The following is a 19,688-nucleotide window of genomic DNA, read 5'->3' on the forward strand; positions in this document are numbered from 1 at the left end:
CCAAGAAATTTCTTGGGCCGTCACTAAGCACATCTCCGATTCCTTCAATCTTCTCGAGAGCCTCTCGGGTTCTCGCTTCCGTCCGTTTCAGCGTTTCGGCTGTCTCGTTCGGAGGTGAGGCCAATTATAGAATTTTCTGGATGAATGTCAAGGGCGTTTCTGCAAAAAAATTCACTTTTTTTGCGATTTTTCAAAGATAACTGTTTTTAATCCACAAAAACTACAGTTTATTAACATTCTATCCACATTTATTTTCTCCAGGTTAGCGCTTGAATGCCCGACTATCCCCATTTTTTCATTTCATTATTCCACCCCATCTTCTAAAAAACTCGAAAATTCTAAATTTGGCACCAAAATTAGGAGGATTCATGCAGCTTAAGCACCACGCTTTGGCAACAACAGCCGCATTTTTCATGTTGAACCTGGCTAGTTGCAGCGATTCAGAGAGCAACGCAGACTTCGCAATCGAGGCTCCATCCAAATCGCCCCTTGAAACTTGCAACGAAGAATACAACGTTGACGAAAGTGCCTACTGGGAAGAGGGTCTATCGGATAACACCTATCTAAAGACTTTTGTATGCGATCGCACAAGCTATTTCCTGGATTACTACGGCGCCACCTGTACAAAGGTCAAATACAACGAACAGAAAAACCGGTTCGACATAACCATCCAGGATAGTCACGGGACCTACGAAATCTACTCCGTCCATTCTTCCAGCGACGCCTACGCTTGCACCTTCAAGCTGGGAACCGACGCGGCCTACATCGCAGTCATTAGCGACATGGGCATTTGGAACATCCCCAATTGTCTCTGCAAGAAAGAGGCTGGAACAATCAGCTACATCAAAAGCGACGCCCTCACCTCCACCGAACCGGAACACTCCACCCAAATTGAATACGAGCAGTCAAGCAGCAGCATAGAATGCAGTTCCAGTTCTTCTATGAATTTGTCCGTAAATTCATCCAATACAGTTTACTACAACGCCGTATCCAGCAGCTCGGAATTCATTAGTTCAAGTTCCTCATCACTCTATTCATTGGAATACTTTGAAGATTTCGAAGGCGATTATACTTGGGAAAGTGGAACACTTGAGAACGGCTATACAGGAAAGGCTTTGACGCTCGTGAACAAGAACGTCCAGCTGCCCATCGCCATGGAAGACACCCTCCCCCAGGGAACCATCGAATTCTATTTCAAACCCGGCGAAAACTTTGACTACAAAAGAAGCGCTCTGGTGGGAAACAACGAAGGACGATTAACTTTTGTTGTCAGCGAAAGCAAGCTTTTCTTCTTCAAGAATGGAAGCGATCGATATGACTATGTTTCCGCCCCAGTTGTATTTGAGGACGGCTGGAATAAAATCGCCGGCCAGTGGGACGGAACAAAAACAGCCATATTCCTGAACGGCAAACAACTGGCCTACATCATGGACCCTTACGGTTACAGTCCATCATTCCGAGCACGCAACGACCTCTACATCGGCTACAAGAACACATGCTGCATGACGGGTATAAGCGGCGTATCCAATTTCATGGTAAAAGGTTCCTTCGACAACATAAGAGTAACTTCCCAGTTACTTTACGATTTCGAATAAACAAAGCAAACAAAAAGGGAAACTCACCAAGGTGAAATCCCCACACAAAAAAGCCGACGAAATTAATCGCCGGCTTTTTTTGATTTTCATTGAGTCACGTGATTCCCGCAGGAATCGCAAACTTAGAATTCGATAATCTTGTCGTTCTGCAACATCTGCTCAAACGTCTGACGTTCGCGGACAACCTTCATTTCGCCGTTGGTGTACATCACTTCGGCAGCGTAACGACGGCTGTTGTAGTTGCTGGACATTGCAGCACCGTAAGCGCCAGCATCGTGGAGAACCAGGAGGTCGCCCACCTTGGCCTTGGGGAGCTTGCGAGTCACGACGAAGCCTCCTTCTTCCTGAGTGAACACGTCACCGGATTCGCAGAGGGGGCCGCCAACAACAGCGTCCACAGTTTCGTTCAGCTCGCGACCATCGCGGGCAATCACGGAAATCTGATGGTAGGAACCGTAGAAGCTGGGGCGAACCAGGTCGGTAAAGCCAGCGTCAACGATGTAGAACAGATTGTCGCCCTGCTTCTTGACAGCGCGGATTTCAGCCATGAGGTAGCCGCTTTCTGCAACCAGGTAGCGACCCGGTTCCACTTCCAGATGAACGTCGTGACCGATGCTCTGCTGAATCTTCTTGCGGGCACCATCCCAAATGCCATAGTAGGCAGCCATGTCGATATGCGGGCCCTTGTTCTCTTCGTGGTATTCGATAGGAAGACCACCGCCGGCGCTGATGGTGCGCAGGTGAGAACCGAGACGACGGCTTGCGTCGCACATAGCTTCAGCAACAGAAGCCAAATGTTCAAAGTCAGAACCGGAACCGATGTGCATGTGCAGACCAGTAATCCACATGCCATTTGCCTGAGCCAGCTTCACGCAGTCCTTGATCTGTTCGTGCCAAATGCCGTGCTTGGAAAGATCGCCACCAGTGTTGGTCTTGCGGGAATGACCATGACCGAAACCCGGGTTCACGCGGATGGTCAGTTCGGACTTCACGCCGGCATCAGCCAGCTGCTGGATCATGTCGGGAGAGCCAACGTTCACAGCGATGTTGTGTTCCTTCACCAGTTCCAGGGCGTCCTTGTCGAAGATGTCGGCAGTGTAAACGATTTCGGGAACCTTACCCTTTTCGCAGCCGCCCTTGTAGCCGGCCTTGAGAGCGCGGACAATTTCACCGGCGCTCACAGCATCCACCACGCAACCCTGCTTGCGGACCAGGGAGATCACGCTGAGGTTGGGGCAAGCCTTCTGGGCAAAACGCACGTTATCAAAAACCTTCACTTCCTTGCAACGCTGTTCGATTGTTGCGCGGTCGTAAATCCAAAGCGGGGTGCCGAACTGAGCGGCAGCCTTCACAAACTGTTCTTCGGGGATATTAGTGTTCTTCATGTTTTCCCTTTTCTGGCGCGGCGCGCCTCATTAAATTACAGCGCGAAATTTAGAATATTTTTTTGGCTGTTGCTGGCTCGCGCCAGCCGGGCCCTTGCGCTATAAACGCCTCCGGCGTTTTTCGTTCAACCGGGTTCTGGGAACGCCTTACAAAAAACGTAAACCCGTTCGAATGGCTACGCCACTGCGGTCCCTAACAGAAACACTGCAAATAAAAACTAGTCCTTCACGCAGCGAACTGATAGACCATTTCTCTTGTCACTACTGTTTATGCTGGCGTTATCAGAGTTGTACCCCAAACGCAGATAATACCCGTTGCCGCTAGATTCCTCCGTAGAAGACCAAAAGCGAGTTCGTTTGCCCTCATCGTCAAAAAGACCATCATCAATGCCGTCGTAATCACCAGCAGGCAGCGCGCCAAAACCGAAGTCGTCCGTACCGTTGCCATTCTCTGCCCAACCCGATTTGGACTTCAGCACCACACCAGCCTTTTCAATATCTTCGGCAGTCTGGCCTGCCAATGTTCTCAAACCTTCAAATTCATCCTTGTTAGGCAAATGCCAGCCACCGGGACAAGCATTCATGGCGTCATTCCAAGTATACAGGCGTCCATACTTTTCGCAGTTTTCAGACTTGTCGTCATAGCACTTGCTGGCCGCAGTCTTGTAATTCATATTTTCCGCCATCCAGACCATCTTTCCAATCTTTACGGTCTTATACTTCTGACCATCTCTGGAATCAATCATGGAACTGGTTTCTACGTTACCATTGGAAGTGCCAGGATCGTCTCCTGCCGAGGAACCCGAATCGCTGCCGCAGGCATTCAATGCAAAAGCCATGGCAGAAACCAAAACAGCGACACCCATTCTTGCAAAAATATTCTTCATAAAAACTCCTTTTTTGCAGTCACTATTCTACAATTTTTTTTTCAAAGATGGCAACAAAAGTGTCAAGCGACCTACTTAAAGTTCGCAGTTATCTTCAAGCCGTCTTCAGGATCAATGGTGCGAGTTGCGTCCTTGACGCCATCACTCCAGCCTATGAATATTCCGCCATCCTTCGGCACAGCAGTAAGCGTCACGGGCGTACCCTTGAAGAACTTGATCTTCAGTGAGGATTTATCCAACGGCAAGTAATGAACCTGCACATTGCCATTGCCAGAACTTGCGAGAGTCACGTCCACCATTTCGCCCAAGGCAAAATGTTCCTTCATTTCGTTGCGGACCACATCCTGGCGGGTGGTGGCAAAGGTCTTGATTCTGCCTTCATGTTCCGTCATAGTAGCCACGTTCTTGCTCCAGCGTTTTTGATCGCGGGCTACTTCGGCGGCAATGGCGGCCTTCAGTTTTTCCATGCGGGCAACGACGCGTTCAGCGCTAAAGTTCATGCAAAGAATGGCGGCTATCTGGTTGATGAACGCGGCCTTGAAATTTTCATTCTTCAGCAGCATGCGCAAGTGCTGAGTGAATTCAGGATTGTTGGGCCAGCCAGAATTTGCGGCAGTCACGAATTCAAAAATATTGCCCTTCAAGTTTTCCTGTTTATCAGTCTGGGAGTTGTCAAAGGCCATATCCGTATCGTACATGAACCACTTCCAGGGAGTCTTGGGATTGCTGCCACGCCAAACCTTGCGATTGTTGCCGGGCCAGTCGCGATTGTTTGCAAATATTTCTGCAGCATAGTAGTTGATGAAATTATTCAAATCCATCTGCTCATTCACAGTGGCCACATCTTCATCAGTCATGGTCTTAGTAAGCAAGAAGTTGGTCAGCGCAATGAAATCCACCGGGGAGCCTGTGATAGATTCAGCGGAACTATTCAAGATGTCCACCTGGTCCCCGTCCAGATTGTACTTGGCCAGGTAATAATTCTTGTTGGAGGATTCGCGAATGTTATGAATGCCGTAGTATTCCCCGTTATAGAAAACAATGGAGGCGCGGCCATGCTGATAATCAATGCCCAGGCCTTCCGTAATGGAGGAAGCCAACATATCGCGGATGTAATCAAAGTGATAGTTGTTTCCGTTGTTGCGCAGTTTGAAGCTCTTGAATTTTTTCAAGTCGGGAAATTCCGGGAACAGCACATAATCCAGTTTATTCTTTCCGTACTTTTCGCGGAAGGTAATTTCCACAGATTTCTTCGCCCAAGTTCGGGTGGCGTTACCGCTAATAGCAAGACCTGCGTTCTCGCTGAAGCCGCTCACCTTTTGACCGGCTTCCAGCAATTCAATGTTCACAGGAATTTCCTTGTCGCCCCAGAAATTTTCATTCATGAACAAGCCGGAATCGGCATGGAACATCTGCAGCGGATCGCCAGTAATAAATACGGAAGCGACCGTAGGCTGGTCTTCAAAAACATAAGTGCGGTTAATGACGTTACCAGGAACAGCACCGTTTTCAAAAGTAGCACAGCGCAAAACCGTGGTGGTATCAATCTTCAAACTAGTAACCATCAGCGGGCTCGTTGCTGTGGGAACAGTACCGCCCTTTTCGCAGCGGATTTCATCATCAGTTCCAAAGGCAATAGAGAAAGGCGCAGAATAAAAACCGGAGTTAGGGAATTCTGTTTTCACAGTTTGGGGAGCATTTTCCACAGCGCCTACAGTTTCACCATAAGGCGTTGCATTTGCGAAGCCCCACTTCGCGGAGGTACTGGTAACTGCGCCGACGACCACACCATTGACTGCCGCAATTTCTCGGGACCAAGTTTTTCCGATAACAGCCGCCGGATACATCACGGAATCCACAAGCTGTTTTTCGCCATTGAACAAATAGAGAGAACCACCATCCTTCTTGGACTTGAAATTGGCGTGAGGTTCGTTTCCGCGGCTATAGGCGATATAACTGAAAACCTTAATAACTGTAGCAAGAGAATCGTGATAATCCTTGTCCAGGCGAAGACCCGTAATTTCAGCTAGGTTGGGATAGTCAGAATGAAGAGGCGGCCTAATGGAATAAACCGTGTTGGAATCTCCCGTTCCCACCAGCATCTTGTTCCAGCTTTTAATTTCGCGGAAACCCTTCTGCAAAATCTTGAAGTAGACTTCGTGATCCTTGGGGATATAAGCTTTCAGCTGAAACTGATTTGCCTTGGAAAGATCCACAGGAACCCTACCCTCGTTCGTCGAGCCGATGGTCAATGACAAAACGTAATAACCCAGAGTTGACTTCACGGGAATCATCTGGGCGCCGGCTCTATTCACTCCATTTTCCACAAAGCAAAAATCGGACGCACCATCCAAAGGTTTTATTTCGCTGGCACCACGACCAGGATAATTTACCGCATCCGTTTCCCCTTCACAATAGGAACTCAAAAGATTGACAGTATCATGGGGCGCCACATAGTCCGGCAAGTTTCTCCCAGACAGGTAAACAATCATGTGGGACTTTGGCAGAACTACCACATTGCCAAACTGGAACTTGGTCTGTTCCGCCTTGGAGTTGGTCAGATAATAACCCTTCAAGTTTACCGCCGTATCTGCTGGATTATAAACTTCCACCCAACCGGCGTCACCACCTTCTTCATCCTTGTAAGACAAATTCACAAGGTCCACTTCGGTAAAGATGACCGGAGGATTTTTCAGCGCAACAACCGTGTCTGCCGTAGGGTCCGTCGCGGAACCTGCCGACAAGTCCTCTGCGGAACTTGTCAAGGAATTTGAAGATGTTCCCGCCAACGAATCAACCGACGAATCTGAAGAACCGGAAACTAAACCGTTAGAATTTTCCTCACCTGACGAAAACAAATAATCTTCAGAACCCGATGACAATTCATCCATCGGAGCCGTGGAACTTTTATCGTCAGAGCCGCAAGCCCCAAGATTCAGAGCCAACGCGCCCAAAATTCCCGCAAAAAAGAACTTCATTCCCTTCACAATATTCTCTACCCACACTTGTTTAAAATTTCTCCATAGAGAATCTAATTCTTTACCGCAAAGAAAATTCTACCCAACAAAGAAACTTTCCCAATAATCCAGGCATTCTAACCTAAAAATGAAAAGGCCCCTCCTTAGAGGAACCTTCTCAAACGCAATTTGTAAAATCAGCAAATTAAACGTGCATGATCTTGTTGTCGCCTACGTCCCAGTTTTCACCGTCGCAAACAAACTTGTATTCATAATCGCCCGGAACAAGTTCCAGCTTGATCTTCCAGAGACCAGTCTTCTTGTCCTTCTTCAGCATGTCCACATCAACCATCCAGTTGTTGAAGGTACCTGCGATAGAAACGGTGGTAGCCAGCGGACAGTCAGCAACGACTTCCTGAGTAACCTTCTTGGGAGCGGCAGACTTCTTTGCAGCCTTGGCGGGAGCCTTGGGAGCGGCCTTGGCAACAGTCTTCTTTTCGGCAGCGGGCTTTGCAACCTTAGTAGCAGCCTTTGCTGCAGGCTTAGCGGCAGCCTTTGCAGGAGCCTTCTTAGCAACAACCTTTTCTTCGGCCTTTACAGCGGGCTTCTTTTCGGCGGGCTTTGCGGCCTTGGTGGCAGCCTTTGCAGCGGGTTTAGCAGCAGCCTTCTTGGCAGCCGGCTTTGCAACTACGGTCTTAGTACCTTTAGACATTTTATTTTCTCCTTGGTTTTTATTTAAGCGTAAAGATAGTAAAATGTAATTTATCCGTCTAATGTTTGTTTGCAAATTCCATGCCAAGCCGTTACATGGTCTTGCGAGTCCTTGGCAAAATTTCTAACTTGCAATTCATGAAGCAGATTATCGCACCTAGCGTATTGAACGCAAACTTTTTGGAACTGGGTAACGGCCTCAAGGCTATCGAAAACGGCGGCGCAGGCCTCGTTCACCTGGATATCATGGACGGTCATTTCGTCCCCAACATCAGCTTTGGCCCGGGCATTTCCGCCTGCGTCAAGAAGGGCACCAGCCTCCCCCTGGATTGCCACCTGATGATTGCCAACCCCGAAAACTACGTGGCTGAATTTGCTAAGGCCGGCGCACACCTCATCAGTGTGCACGCCGAAACCACTAACCATCTGGACCGCTTGCTGCACCAGATTGCAGAACTTGGCGTAAAGCCCGCTGTGGCCATCAACCCCGCAACCCCGCTTTCTAACATCAAGCATGTGCTGGACATCGTTGACATGGTCCTCGTCATGTCCGTGAATCCGGGTTTCGGCGGCCAGAGCCTCATCCCCTATTGCCTGGACAAGATCCGCGAACTTCGCCAGATGAAACCGGAACTTGACATCCAGATCGATGGCGGCGTCAAGCTGGACAACATCCTAGCTTGCAAGGAAGCCGGCGCCAACGTCTTCGTGGTGGGTTCCGCAATTTTTGGCAAGCCCAATCCCGAAGAAGTCTGCAGAGAGTTCGTGAAACTCGTCAACGGCTAATTTTTTGTATCGTCCGCGTCATCCTGAGGGAACGCAGTGACCGAAGGATCCAAAAAGCATTAAGCCCCGACACTTTTGTGCCGGGGCATTTATTATTAAATCCATCGTTGACTTTTTTACTTCACCACTTTTCCATTCACACGGAAAATTTTATTGTCGAAGTGTTCACCGCCACGAACCTTGATTTGGTAATCATCGCGGAAAATCATAGGCAGGTTATTGTGGCGACGATCGTTCCGCACAATGGGTTTTGCAATAGCCTCAATCACTTCGCCCGCATCAGCAGTCAAGCGAACCGCCACAATGGACTTTGCAGGCACTTCGAGAGCCACTGTACCAGCACCGTCAACAGCCGCGGAAACTGTTGCGGTCCCCTTCTTCAATGCATTGCTTTCGTGAGAAACAAAAGTCTCGCCGCTGATTCCAGCCAATGTCAAAGTTTCTGCAGAAGCACCCACATTCTTCAAGCCCTTCACATTCAAGGTCACGCTTTGTGCATCCTTTTCTGCGCGGTTCACAAGAATCACCGTCATGGAATCTCTTGCGTTGCTTACAGAGGAATAGGCGGAAAGCAAGGAATCGTTGCTGGATTCAGACTGCACTCGGAATTCCCCGTTATAGCGACTAAAGAGGTGCAGTACTTCGTACATGCCATCGCCCCATGTCCAGGGAGTGAAAATTTCCACACCGTGATCCATAAAGGTTCCAAGCCAGGATGCATAGGAAATCGCCGTGGTCATGGGATCTTTCTCGTCAATAATGGAAGTTTCGGTAAGGCCCAAGGTAATGCCGTGACCTTTACCGAAGTACTGATCCAGCCAACCATTCACACGTTCGAAAATATATTCCTTGGTCTGGTTGTTATCCCATTTTCCATTCACCAGCTTAATGCCGTTAGCGCCGGAATAATTGTAGGTGGTATCAAAGAAAACTCGGTGCCAATTGACACGTTCTGCGTAAGTCTTTTCCGAGGGATACCAGTGCATGTCAAACACGTCAAGCATACGGACGCCAGACTTTTTCTGTTCTTCGGCAAGGCGCTTGATAAAGTATTCAAGCCAGCAATAATTACGGTCTTCGCCTTTGCCCAGGCCGGACTTGCCTTCAGACGCACCCGTAGTACACCACTGCCATTCATTGGCTACCACAGGACCCGTCAACTTGATTTCGGGCCAAACGGTGCGGGCCTTCTTGGCTACGTCAACATAGCGTTCCACCAAGAAATCCGGATCCATATCCAGCGGCAAATCTCCGTGGGTACCGTTCCAGATTTCCATTTCATTGTCCATGCTCCAATACTGAAGTCTGGACATGTCGTACTTCAATTCTCTTGCCCAGTGGTCAATAATTCCAACAGTGGAATCGGCGGGCCAAGGCTCGCAATACAAGCTGTAATCACCAGCCTTGATGAGAGTCTCTCCATCGTCGGCAACTTCGCCACCGCCAGCCAAGTCAAGGGTTGCCTTGGCCCAGGTATCATTGTGAGCCTTGTAGAAAGTCCAATCTGCAAAGTTGTATTCGTTGGTGGCGGCCGCATAACCTGTCAGCTGGAAAGCATACATGGCATCTGCTTGAGGCATGTTATCCAGAATCTTCTTGGCGGTAATGTCCCAGTCTACGGCATTCACGTTGTTGTACCAGTCCGGATGAACGGTCAACTTTTTTCGCCAGTTGTAGCGGGTAGAATTGTTGCCGTAGTTTGCACGAATAAAACGGATGCCGGCTTCGTTCATCGTCTTGATGGAAGTCTTGTCCTCATCACTAAGGCGGGCGCTATCGGCGCTGACCTTATCAATGTTTCGGCCATAGAGGTAAGGGGAAATTTTCTTGACGCCGGCGGACGCATCCACCATTACAGAAATCTCCGCCTGGGCAGAAGTTCCGAGGAACGCCACCAGAGAAAGCACAGGAACCAAACTTCCCGCAAACCCAAACAACTTTTTCATAACACCACCTTTTTTTGTCGGCGCCACCCGACTTTTATTTCACGGCTTTTCCATTCGCACGGAACAGCTTATCGCCAGACCCGTCGCGTTTTTTGCCAAGTGCGTTTGAACGACTGCGACCATCGCGGACCTGGATTTTCTGGTCGGCGCGTTCCACGCGGGTTTGCAACTTCGCTTCGCCGCGAGTTCTGAACTTAACGTCAATACTCTCGGTTTTTCGACTATCGTACACAAAGCTACCGATGTAATTGCCCACACTCGACGATTCGAAATATTTAGGATCATTGGCAAAGTGAATACTTTGATTTACGCTATCCCCAGAATTCACAATTTTCAAAAAGGCTTTCCACTCTCCGTTGGGCATTTCGGACACATTTTTCAACGTCGCAACAATGCGCAAATCATTCGTTCCATCAAAAGAGGTAATTGTATCACCGCCATTCACTGTAATCGTTCGGCTATGCGCATTCCGGAAATCAATTACAGAATCCAACGGAATCTCTTGATACAAAGTTTGGCCATAAAATTCGGGCTGCGTACAGTCAATTCGGGGATCCGTATAAGGACAATGCCATTCAGGAGCTTCCCACTTCAGCACCAGAGAAGTTTTCATTTCATGGGTCAAGTTTCCAAAGCCAACGTTCTGGATTTTCAATTTTGCACGCAAAGTCTTGCTGGTTCCAACAGTATCCGGCAAACAGGATTCCCGCAGAACAAGGCGATAACCTAGATGATCTTCAATGTACTTGAAGCCGGTCAGCGTATCAATCTTGGAGCCGTCATATTCGTAATCCTTGCCTGCAAAGTGGGCGGCCTTCCAGCGAGCAATGACTTTATCGTTCCAGTGAAGATTCAGGTAGCTGGTGTGAGTGCGGAAACCTTCGTGGGCCAAAAATTCCGGAGTGTTGATGACCTGGTAACCGCTGGCGGTTTCTACAGCCTCGCCACCGTAGGGCGTATTGATGCTGTACTTTTCCAGCCAGGCAACGCCTTCCTCGCGGCAGATGGAAGTCTTGCAATCCGCACCCCAGGTTCCGTAATCGTATTGCGTCCCCAGGTAGCCATCGTTGAACATTCCTACGCGGTACATGGTATCGCCCTTGGCCTCGGCAATCTTCTTGAACACATCGCTGTCGATGTTGAAATCAACGCCCCAGTTTTCAAAGCCAAGAACTGCGGCAGAGTAATTCCCCGTGCGGGTGAGAATCTTAAGCTCCGGCGGAGTCAGGCGCAGCATCTTGTTCACAGCCTCCGCAACTTGCGGGTAAGTAATCGTCGTATCGGAATGCATTTCACCGAAAGCGCCGTGCATGCCCATTTCAAGAGCCACGATGATGTCGACGTTCTTTGTCAGAAGCGGGGCCAGCTGTTCAATGTGGCGCAGCACCCACTCGTGTTCCGCGGTAGTGTTGGAGTGCCCATCAAACCACGGGTCGTAACAGAAACGGACGATGACCTTGCTACCATACTTGCGAATGTTATCGAAAGACGTCTGCAAGACATTCAATGCATCTTCCGTCAAATCCTGGGACTTGCCCCATGTGGTATCGCGCCGGCCCCCGGTGGTATCAATCGTCAGCCAGGCGCGGCTGCTGAATTCCGCAAGGTCTGCACGAAGGTGAACCAGCTTACCGTATGGCTTTTCAATAGGCTTGGAACCTTCCACCTTAACATGGAGGGCCTGGGAATAATAAAAACCACGGTCGTAATTAGGCAATGTCTGCAGATGGTCCGTGTAGTCCAAATCCTGAAGCACCAGACCCGCATTAACCGACGACGGATCCGGCGACGCTGCCGGCGAAGCAGCCTGCGAAGGAGTCTGCGCAAAAACGCAACCTACTAAAAAAGCAAAACCTAAAACACTCTTCCTGAACATGTTTTCCTCCACCCCATAATATAATCTCAAAAAAATGAAAAGGCACCCAGCTTGCGCCAGGTGCCCTCCCATAACCAAATTTTTAGTCCGCTAGATTCCGCCCTTCTTGCTGAAAATGGTATTGGCGTAAACCGCACCATTCTGCATCAGGCGCAAAATGTAGGTTCCGTTCTCCACAGCGCTAATATCCACGTTGAAGGAGGATTCGCCGGCCTTCAGCACATGAGCCTGCACCACTCGGCCATCCATAGAGTAAATCTTCAGCGAAACGTTGCCCTGCAGGGGGGCGCCTGCTTCCAGTTGCAAGATGTTCTGGCTGGCGCGGGCACGGAACTTGGCTACAGCGGCAGCGACACCAGCAGCGGGGCGAACAGCCAAGGTAGAATCCGTCTTGGTCGTATCTTCTACAACAGGTTCCGGCTTCGGCTTGTTACGCAACAGGCGCACTCCGAAGATCCCGCCCACCATGCCGGTGCTTGCCTGGAACTTTACGGTAATCACCTTCTTGCCCTTCACCATTTCATCGGGAATGGGATACTTCACATTAACGAATTCATCCTTCTTCCACTTGTTGGAAATGTTTTCGCTGGCAAGTTTCTTGTCATCGATCATGATGTCAAAGGCGCGGTTGCAACCTTCGTTACCCCAGTAACGCACCATCAGGTCCAAAGAATCTTCGCTGTTGGTTTCCAGCTCGTAGCTAATGAATCCGCCATCGCCGCCAGAGCACTGGCCTGCATCACGGTAGAATTCACCCTGATGAGTCCCGGTAGAAGAATTTTCGTTCTTCATGCGATGATCCGCCTCGGGCTGCTGTTCGCCAGGGGCCACCTTGTCTACCGTCTTTTCATCAAGAGCCAAGGCTTCTTCCTGTTCCTTCTTCAGCTTTTCAAGAACGGCAGGATCCGTCATCACCATCCAATACATCATGTAACGAGCATCATGAACTTCGTAGAACGGCTCCAGCAACAGGTTAGCATCCTTCTGGGCGGCAAACAAGTAAGGAGCCTTGAAGTGCAAGGGTTCGCCCTTTACGGGGGTCAACTTAGAGGGAATGTCAGCCTTTTCACTGGCAAGCATGGGAGCTCCATCCAGAGACTGCAAGGCGCCACCTGCAATGTGGCTCCAGCGGCCATCATCAGCCACGAGACCGCTAAGGCCTTCCGTTCCCGTCTTGGCACTCAGCACAATAGGACCGTGAAGCAGCGCCACGTAATCGCTCATGCCGCGAAGTTCCTCGATATGAGTATGCATGGGGTAAATAACTTCCACCACGTCGCCAGCCTTTACAGTACCAGCAGAAACATAGCTGGACGCGTCAGACTTGGTTACCACAGTATCGCCATTCACCACAACCTTGAATTCGTCGGCCTTCACCCAGTAAGGATGACGCAGCATCATCTTGAAACTGCCGGCGCCGCTCACGGTAAATTTCGACACCTCACCCTTGGGGAACGCAGTCTCCTGCTTAATCTTAATTCCCTTTTCTTTCCAGTTCAATTCCGTCGCTGCATACAAATTCACGTACAGCGCGTCATTTTCCTTGGTGTAGATAAACTGGGCATACTTACCCGGGTTTTCCATGCCGGAGCCAACGCAGCACCACATGCCCGCATTCACCTTGGAGTAAACGCGGTAATGGCGGGGGCGTGCCGGAGTAAAGTAGCAGTAGCCACCGTGAGTAGGATGAATTGTAGACAAAATATGGTTGAACAAGGCACGTTCATAGAAGTCCGCATACTTGGCGCTGGGAGTCATATGGAACAGGCGTTCCGTCAGCTTCAGCATATTGTAAGTATTGCAGGATTCAGGCCCTTCACGTTCCTCGATGTACTTGTTGTACTTGTCATATTCCGGGAAGTGTTCAGAAATACTGTTACCGCCAATGGCGATACTGCGCTTGTTCACCACAATATCCCAGAAGGTTTCAGCGCCCGCCTTATAAGTCTTGTCGCCGCTCAATTCTGCCACACGGGCAAAGCCCACCACTTTCGGCACCTGGGTATTGGCATGACGATTGCTCAAGTTGTCATTACCCGAAGCCATGGCATTCAACAGCCACTTATGGGACCACTTCTTGGCCGCATCCAGGTACTTGGAATTCTTGGTAATTTCGTAAGCGTCGGCGTACACTTCATTCATACCGCCGTATTCCGTGCCCATCATGGATTCCATCTTGGAATCATTCAGGCCATTAGTAATGGTAATACCCCAGTCGCACAAAGCGAGGAACATATCCTTGGCACGAGTCACGCCACCGTACATCCAGGCATCACGCAAACCCGCATAAGTCTTGTGAATATTGTACCAAGGGACCCAATAGCCGTTCTGTGCGCCGGCATCGCCGTTCTTGAATTTGAGCCACATGGACTTTCCGTTGGGAACGCCACTGATGTAGCCTACAAAGTTTGCGTCCTTGGAATTCTGCTTTTGGATGATTTCCAGTTCATCCACCACATATTCCATGCGCTTCTTGATTTCCGTATCGCCGGTAGCCGCATAATGCATAGCCAAGGCGCTCAAGTAGTGCCCCAGAACATGGCCATCCAAACCAGCCCAGTTGCTAAACTTGGTTGCCTTAGGCTTCATGCCCGCCTCTTCGTAGAAAGGCGCAATCAGTTTATCCGTATCGTAAGCCAGAAGGGTTTCGCCATTCAATTCCTGACGATCCTTCAAAGGACCATCCAGAAGTTTCACAGCCGACAGCGGAAACATTTCCGTGTAAAGCTGATCCTGTGCAAAACCAAAATTTGCAGCAAAGGCCGCAATCCCAAGCGATAAGGCAACTACGCGAGCCTTTCCGCGAAAACCAACTCCGAACATAATTTGTCCCTCATATTATTCTACGTACACACACCAAGGGAACTTCCCCACCCTAAAAATTACGTCCGAAAAGGGCCTATATTCACCCCCCTATAGCAAACAGTTTTGCAATTATTGCAATAGCCGTACAACGCAAAAAGGCCTCGCAAAAGCGAGGCTCAAAATAATAATCAAAACTATTTCCTATTGTACAATTTATCCGCCTTCCGTTCCTGAATCATTTTCAGCTGTTCCTCGGTACAGAAGCCGGAAATATAAATTTTGGCAGTTCCCGATGTATTGAGGCGAACATAATTTGAGTCGTAAGTAACTTTCCAATCCAAATCGTGAAATTTATTTTGCAAACCAGCAATTTCGTTCGCCCACTCTTTTGTTTGTTCTACTTTAAATTCATTTGCAAAAATATACTCTCTATCAAAAGAAAACTTATTAGAACATTTAGAAGGCTTATTCTTATCAAACGAGGATGATCCCATAGGAACACCAAATGAAGACCAAGGATCAGAAATAAAAACGCCATACAAACCTGTATAAGAACAACGAATATATGAAAAAAGGAAAGGCTTGTTTTCTTTATATTTTTCTAGGTTCCACACATTTTTCTCATCTTTGACAAGGCAATACTCGCCAAAGACATCATTTGAAAGGGAATCGCCTTCAGCAAACGATATAACTATGCAAAAGAAAATTACAATACTAATACTTCGGACATTCATAACTATCGCTCCAACCGCCAATTCCATAATCCTTGGACTTGTTGATTTTTTAATAGAGGGTTTTCCGCAAGCCATATTCATTAATCTGACGTTTTAAATATACGAATGTTGCAAATAAAAGAAGATATTCTCTACAATAAAAAAGACCCCGCCTTGGCGAGGTCCCTTTCAAAGTTTTCGCGCTATCCCGCGCGCGACCAATAAGTAAAATTACTTGGCGGGAGTATTAGCAATATTCAAGTAAATAGCCTGCAAGGCGCCAGCCACATAAGCCAGGGGAGCGTTCCAGTTAATGGCCACTTCGTTGGTTGCGTAGCTGCAACGGTTGTCGATGTAGGCCAGGGCCGGCTTGTCGGCAGCGGCATAGTTTTCGCACTTCCAGGATTCCTTGCCATCCAGGTTAATATCCTGCTTGCCAAGGTGCGGGCCACCCACCAGCATGCCAGGCACCGGATCGTCTACAAAGTCACCTTCGCTAGGACGGTGGTGAGGATTGCGGGCACTGCGATAACCGAAACCGGTCACATAGGAAATTTCCATGGGGTTCTTTCCGAGCAGGTAGTCCAGAACCTGCTGGGCGCCATCCACATAGCTCTTGTCGCCAGTCAGATAGTAGGCGTGGAGCAGCACCATGGCGTTGTTGGCCATTGCACTGTTGGAGCCCCAGTTCCAGCTCCAGGGGAATGCCGGCAGATGGTAACCGCTGGTATCGCCCACGGCACGGAGGTTGTTGGCCTCATCCATCACCACCTTCTTGGCAGCCTTGTTCAAGTCAGCACCGAAAGTGGCACCGTCCATGGCCACGCGGAAAGCGGCAAGCATATTCACGTTGCCCCACCAGGCGCCATCGGGAGTAAACTTGTTAGCCTTCAAGTCAGCCAGATAGCCACTTGCAGCCTTGTCCTTCTGGCCAGCCACCACCTTGGCGCGGTACAGTTCGGTTGCCGCCCAGCGGAATTCATCCTTGCCGTTTTCATCACCGGGAGCGTAGCTACCAGTCTGAACGTCATCAGGCTGCTTGTAAAAAGCCTTGGGATTCTTCTTGGCCCAGGCGTATGCCTTTTCGGCAGCCTTCAGGCACTGATCCGCATAAGCGGCGTCAAACTTCTTGTACACCACGCTGGCCTGAGCCATCACTGCGGCAAAGTCCAGAGTTGCGGTCACGTTCTTGATAATGGCATAACGGGGAGCGCCATCCTTTTCGGGCATCACGGATCCGCCGAACATCAAGGTAGTCACCTTGTGGTACACGCCGCCGTCTTCGTCCTGCATGGTCAGCATCCAGTCCAGATTATACTTGACCTCTTCAAGAATCAGGGGCATGTTCTTCAACTCACGGGGAATGTTCCAGGTGAGGGAGTCCATGTAGGTGGGGAAATTTTCATAAAGCTGCAGCAAGGTGAACACGGTAATGCCAGAATTCACCACATACTTGCCGTAGTCACCGGCATCGTACCAACCCTTGGAAGAATTGATAACCACATTCTTGCCAGCCTTGGGATGCTTCTTGCCCACGGACTTCTGGTAACCGGCAGCGGTACGTTCATCGGTACCGTAAACAATCACCTTATCGTCAGGATGGCCAGCAGCACGAACCCACTTTCCACCGTACTGAGCCTCGATAGGCATGCTGGCACGCTGGTAATAGAACCACTTGATGGCACCCTTGGCCAACTCTTCATAAACGCGATCGCCGATCACGATGGGGTTACCCAGATACTCGCCACCGCGATAAAGGCGGTAGGTACCCGGAGTCTTCACTGCAGAAAAATCATAGGTCTGGACTTCTTCCCCGCTGAATTCCCAGTCATAGACCATAGGGGCTTCCATGGTCAAAACGGTCTTTCCGTTCAAGTCGCGAACCTCAAGTTCGTTGGCATCGCTGCCCGGCACAATGGCCAACTTTTCGGAATTGGGGGTAAAACCCAGCTGGTTAATCAGAAGAGGGCCGGCAAAAGCGCTTGCAAGGGCACCGGCACCCAGGACAGACAATACAAGATTACACGTTCTCATATTGCTCAATATACTTATAAAAAAAGCGTTTGTAATAACCTCTCGCCACATTTGCGTTTTCAAGAGAAAACAAATTATTCCTATTAGGAATGCTTTTTATGGGTGGACGTCAGACAGGTCCCGCAAACTGGATAAAAAAAGCCCCGGCTCCATTTCCATGGAACCGGGACGTTTCAAAGTTCTAGTAGGAACTAGCCCTTCTTAGAACGCTTGCTGTTCTTGATCCATTCAGTCTTGTGGACTTCAGGAATATCGTCAAGCAGCTTCAGGGTGTGCGGTTCGCTGGTGTTGTCCAGAACTTCTGCAGGAGTACCCTGGTTCACGATCTTACCTTCGTTCATGATGAAGATACGGTCGGAAACGTAGTTGGCAAGACCGATATCGTGAGTCACGAAGATCACGGTCATCTTCAGTTCGTCTTTCAACTTACGAAGATAGTCAAGGATGTTTGCACGAACGCAGGCGTCCACCATGGAGGTAGCTTCGTCAGCAATCAACACCTTCGGGCGAAGAGCGAAGATACGGGCAAGGAGCATACGCTGCATCTGACCACCGGAAAGTTCGAAGGGATACTTGCCTTCGATATCTTCGGGCTTGACGTTCACAGCCATCAGGCCTTCGTCAACGCGACGACGGACTTCTTCCTTGGAGGGCTTATCCTTCAGGATGTTCAGAGCGTCTTCGAGCTGAGAGCGGATGGTAAAGAACTGGTTGAAGCAGCCAAACGGATCCTGGAACACAGACTGGACTTCGTTCCAGTGGTCCTTCAGGTTCTTGATGGGCTTGTCGCGATAGAGGAACTGACCGCGAGTGGGTTCGTACAGACCAAGCATGATCTTGGCGAGAACGGACTTACCGCAACCGGAACCGCCCACGATAGAGATGAATTCTTCGTCATAAATGTCGAAGGAAACATCCTTCACGGCAGTCTTCAGGTTCTTACCGGCACCGAAGTCCTTGCTAATACGCTTGGCAGAAAATACAACGGGCTTATCACTTAGCATAATCGCACCTCACTTGACGATCGCCGACAATGCGGATTTCTTGAGTGTTCTTCTTGCAATCCGGGCAGGCCTTCTTGCAGCGGGGAGCAAAGCGGCAACCCACAATCTTGTTCTTGAGGCTAGGAGGAGCACCTTCGATAGCTTCAGGATGGCGGGTACGCTGAGAAGCTTCGGTAGAGAGCATAGCGCCCATCAAAGCCTGGGTATACGGGTGACGAGGATCCTTAACGATCTGTTCGGCAGTACCGTATTCCACGATTTCGCCGGCATACATAATGGCGATATTGTCGGCCACATGATAGAGCAGCGGAAGTTCGTGGGTAATGAAGATCATGGTGCTGAAGATACCCTTATCGAGAAGGTCGAAGATCATGGAGATCACTTCCTTCTGGGTAGAAACGTCCAGAGCGGAAGTAGGTTCGTCAGCAATCACCATCTGGGGGTTCAGAAGGGTAGAAATACCGATCACGGAACGCTGGCGTTCGCCTGCGGTCAGCTGGATGGGGTAAGAATTCAGAACGCGGTCAGTGTCCATGCCGAACAGGTCGAAACGTTCACGGAGACGAGCGTAGATTTCCTTCTGGTCCAGCTTCTTGCCGGGCTGCTGGTGAGCAGCGATCACGTCGGCAGCGATGTCCTTGATCTTACGAACCGGGTTCAGGGCGTTGAATGCACCCTGAGGAATCATGGAGACCTGCTGAGCCAAAACGTTGGCGCGCACGTCTTCGAGAGAACGGTTCATGAGGGATTCCATCTTGTCGCCGTGCTTCACGCGGACGTCACCCTTTTCGGGGTACAGCGGCGGAATGCACATGCCCATAAGGCCAGACACGAGAGTGGACTTACCGCAACCAGATTCACCAGCGATACCGAGGATTTCACCCTTCTTCATAGAGAAGGACACGTCGGTAACAGCGTGGGTCTTGTCGCCAAAACGACCCAAGTAATAGAGGCCGAGGTTTTCTACTTCAAATACATTTTCAGACATT

At 49.6% G+C, this 19,688-nt stretch carries 13 protein-coding genes; 2 read left to right on the forward strand and 11 right to left on the reverse strand.

The features are described 5' to 3' along the window. The first annotated feature begins 368 nt into the window (after window positions 1–368). Window positions 369–1,595 (forward strand): LamG-like jellyroll fold domain-containing protein, encoded by a 1,227-nt coding sequence (locus B7992_RS12170; protein ID WP_088666400.1) that lies wholly within the window; start codon window positions 369–371, stop codon window positions 1,593–1,595. 122 nt (window positions 1,596–1,717) lie between these two features. Here B7992_RS12170 and lysA read toward each other — a convergent pair whose 3' ends face one another. The 4 genes from lysA to B7992_RS12190 all read right to left on the reverse strand — a co-directional run bounded on the left by lysA (window position 1,718) and on the right by B7992_RS12190 (window position 7,536). Beyond that, window positions 1,718–2,980: a diaminopimelate decarboxylase gene (gene lysA, locus B7992_RS12175; RefSeq protein ID WP_088666401.1), complete on the reverse strand. Its 1,263-nt coding sequence runs from the start codon at window positions 2,978–2,980 to the stop codon at window positions 1,718–1,720. Window positions 2,981–3,198: 218 nt separating this feature from the next. Beyond that, on the reverse strand, window positions 3,199–3,867 hold the full coding sequence (locus B7992_RS12180; RefSeq protein WP_073287160.1) for a fibrobacter succinogenes major paralogous domain-containing protein: 669 nt from the start codon (window positions 3,865–3,867) through the stop codon (window positions 3,199–3,201). Window positions 3,868–3,938: 71 nt separating this feature from the next. Then, a complete protein-coding gene (locus B7992_RS12185) occupies window positions 3,939–6,845 on the reverse strand; it encodes a CotH kinase family protein (RefSeq protein WP_141100460.1) in 2,907 nt (968 codons plus the stop codon). Window positions 6,846–7,029: 184 nt separating this feature from the next. Beyond that, window positions 7,030–7,536 carry a glycoside hydrolase gene (locus B7992_RS12190; protein ID WP_073238411.1) on the reverse strand — a complete coding sequence of 169 codons (507 nt, stop codon included), beginning with the start codon at window positions 7,534–7,536 and terminating at the stop codon, window positions 7,030–7,032. A gap of 137 nt (window positions 7,537–7,673) precedes the next feature. Here B7992_RS12190 and rpe point away from each other — a divergent pair, with 137 nt between their 5' ends. Then, a complete protein-coding gene (gene rpe / locus B7992_RS12195) occupies window positions 7,674–8,321 on the forward strand; it encodes a ribulose-phosphate 3-epimerase (protein WP_073161461.1) in 648 nt (215 codons plus the stop codon). Window positions 8,322–8,437: 116 nt separating this feature from the next. Here the strand turns inward: rpe and B7992_RS12200 are convergent, their stop codons facing one another. From B7992_RS12200 to B7992_RS12230, 7 genes are all read right to left on the reverse strand, one after another. Continuing rightward, on the reverse strand, window positions 8,438–10,267 hold the full coding sequence (locus tag B7992_RS12200) for a glycoside hydrolase family 44 protein (RefSeq protein WP_088666403.1): 1,830 nt from the start codon (window positions 10,265–10,267) through the stop codon (window positions 8,438–8,440). A 34-nt stretch (window positions 10,268–10,301) separates the two neighbouring features. Beyond that, window positions 10,302–12,143, reverse strand: a complete 1,842-nt coding sequence (locus B7992_RS12205) for a DUF4832 domain-containing protein (protein WP_088666404.1) — start codon at window positions 12,141–12,143, stop codon at window positions 10,302–10,304. Window positions 12,144–12,233: 90 nt separating this feature from the next. Next, window positions 12,234–14,966, reverse strand: coding sequence for a beta-L-arabinofuranosidase domain-containing protein (locus tag B7992_RS12210; protein WP_088666405.1), 2,733 nt, complete (start codon window positions 14,964–14,966; stop codon window positions 12,234–12,236). A 176-nt stretch (window positions 14,967–15,142) separates the two neighbouring features. After that, the gene (locus B7992_RS12215; protein ID WP_073161442.1) at window positions 15,143–15,709 is read right to left on the reverse strand and encodes a hypothetical protein; all 567 of its coding nucleotides are present in this window, start codon (window positions 15,707–15,709) and stop codon (window positions 15,143–15,145) included. Window positions 15,710–15,892: 183 nt separating this feature from the next. After that, window positions 15,893–17,695: a glycoside hydrolase family 9 protein gene (locus tag B7992_RS12220; RefSeq protein WP_088666406.1), complete on the reverse strand. Its 1,803-nt coding sequence runs from the start codon at window positions 17,693–17,695 to the stop codon at window positions 15,893–15,895. A gap of 191 nt (window positions 17,696–17,886) precedes the next feature. Next, complete coding sequence (locus tag B7992_RS12225; protein ID WP_073161444.1) at window positions 17,887–18,699, reverse strand: ABC transporter ATP-binding protein; 813 nt, start codon at window positions 18,697–18,699, stop codon at window positions 17,887–17,889. Continuing rightward, window positions 18,689–19,687, reverse strand: a complete 999-nt coding sequence (locus B7992_RS12230; RefSeq protein WP_073161445.1) for an ABC transporter ATP-binding protein — start codon at window positions 19,685–19,687, stop codon at window positions 18,689–18,691. Before B7992_RS12230 ends, B7992_RS12225 begins: the two co-directional genes overlap by 11 nt. Window position 19,688 lies beyond the last annotated feature (1 nt).

The sequence above is a fragment of the Fibrobacter sp. UWH1 genome (genome assembly GCF_002210365.1).
Taxonomy (GTDB): Bacteria; Fibrobacterota; Fibrobacteria; order Fibrobacterales; family Fibrobacteraceae; genus Fibrobacter.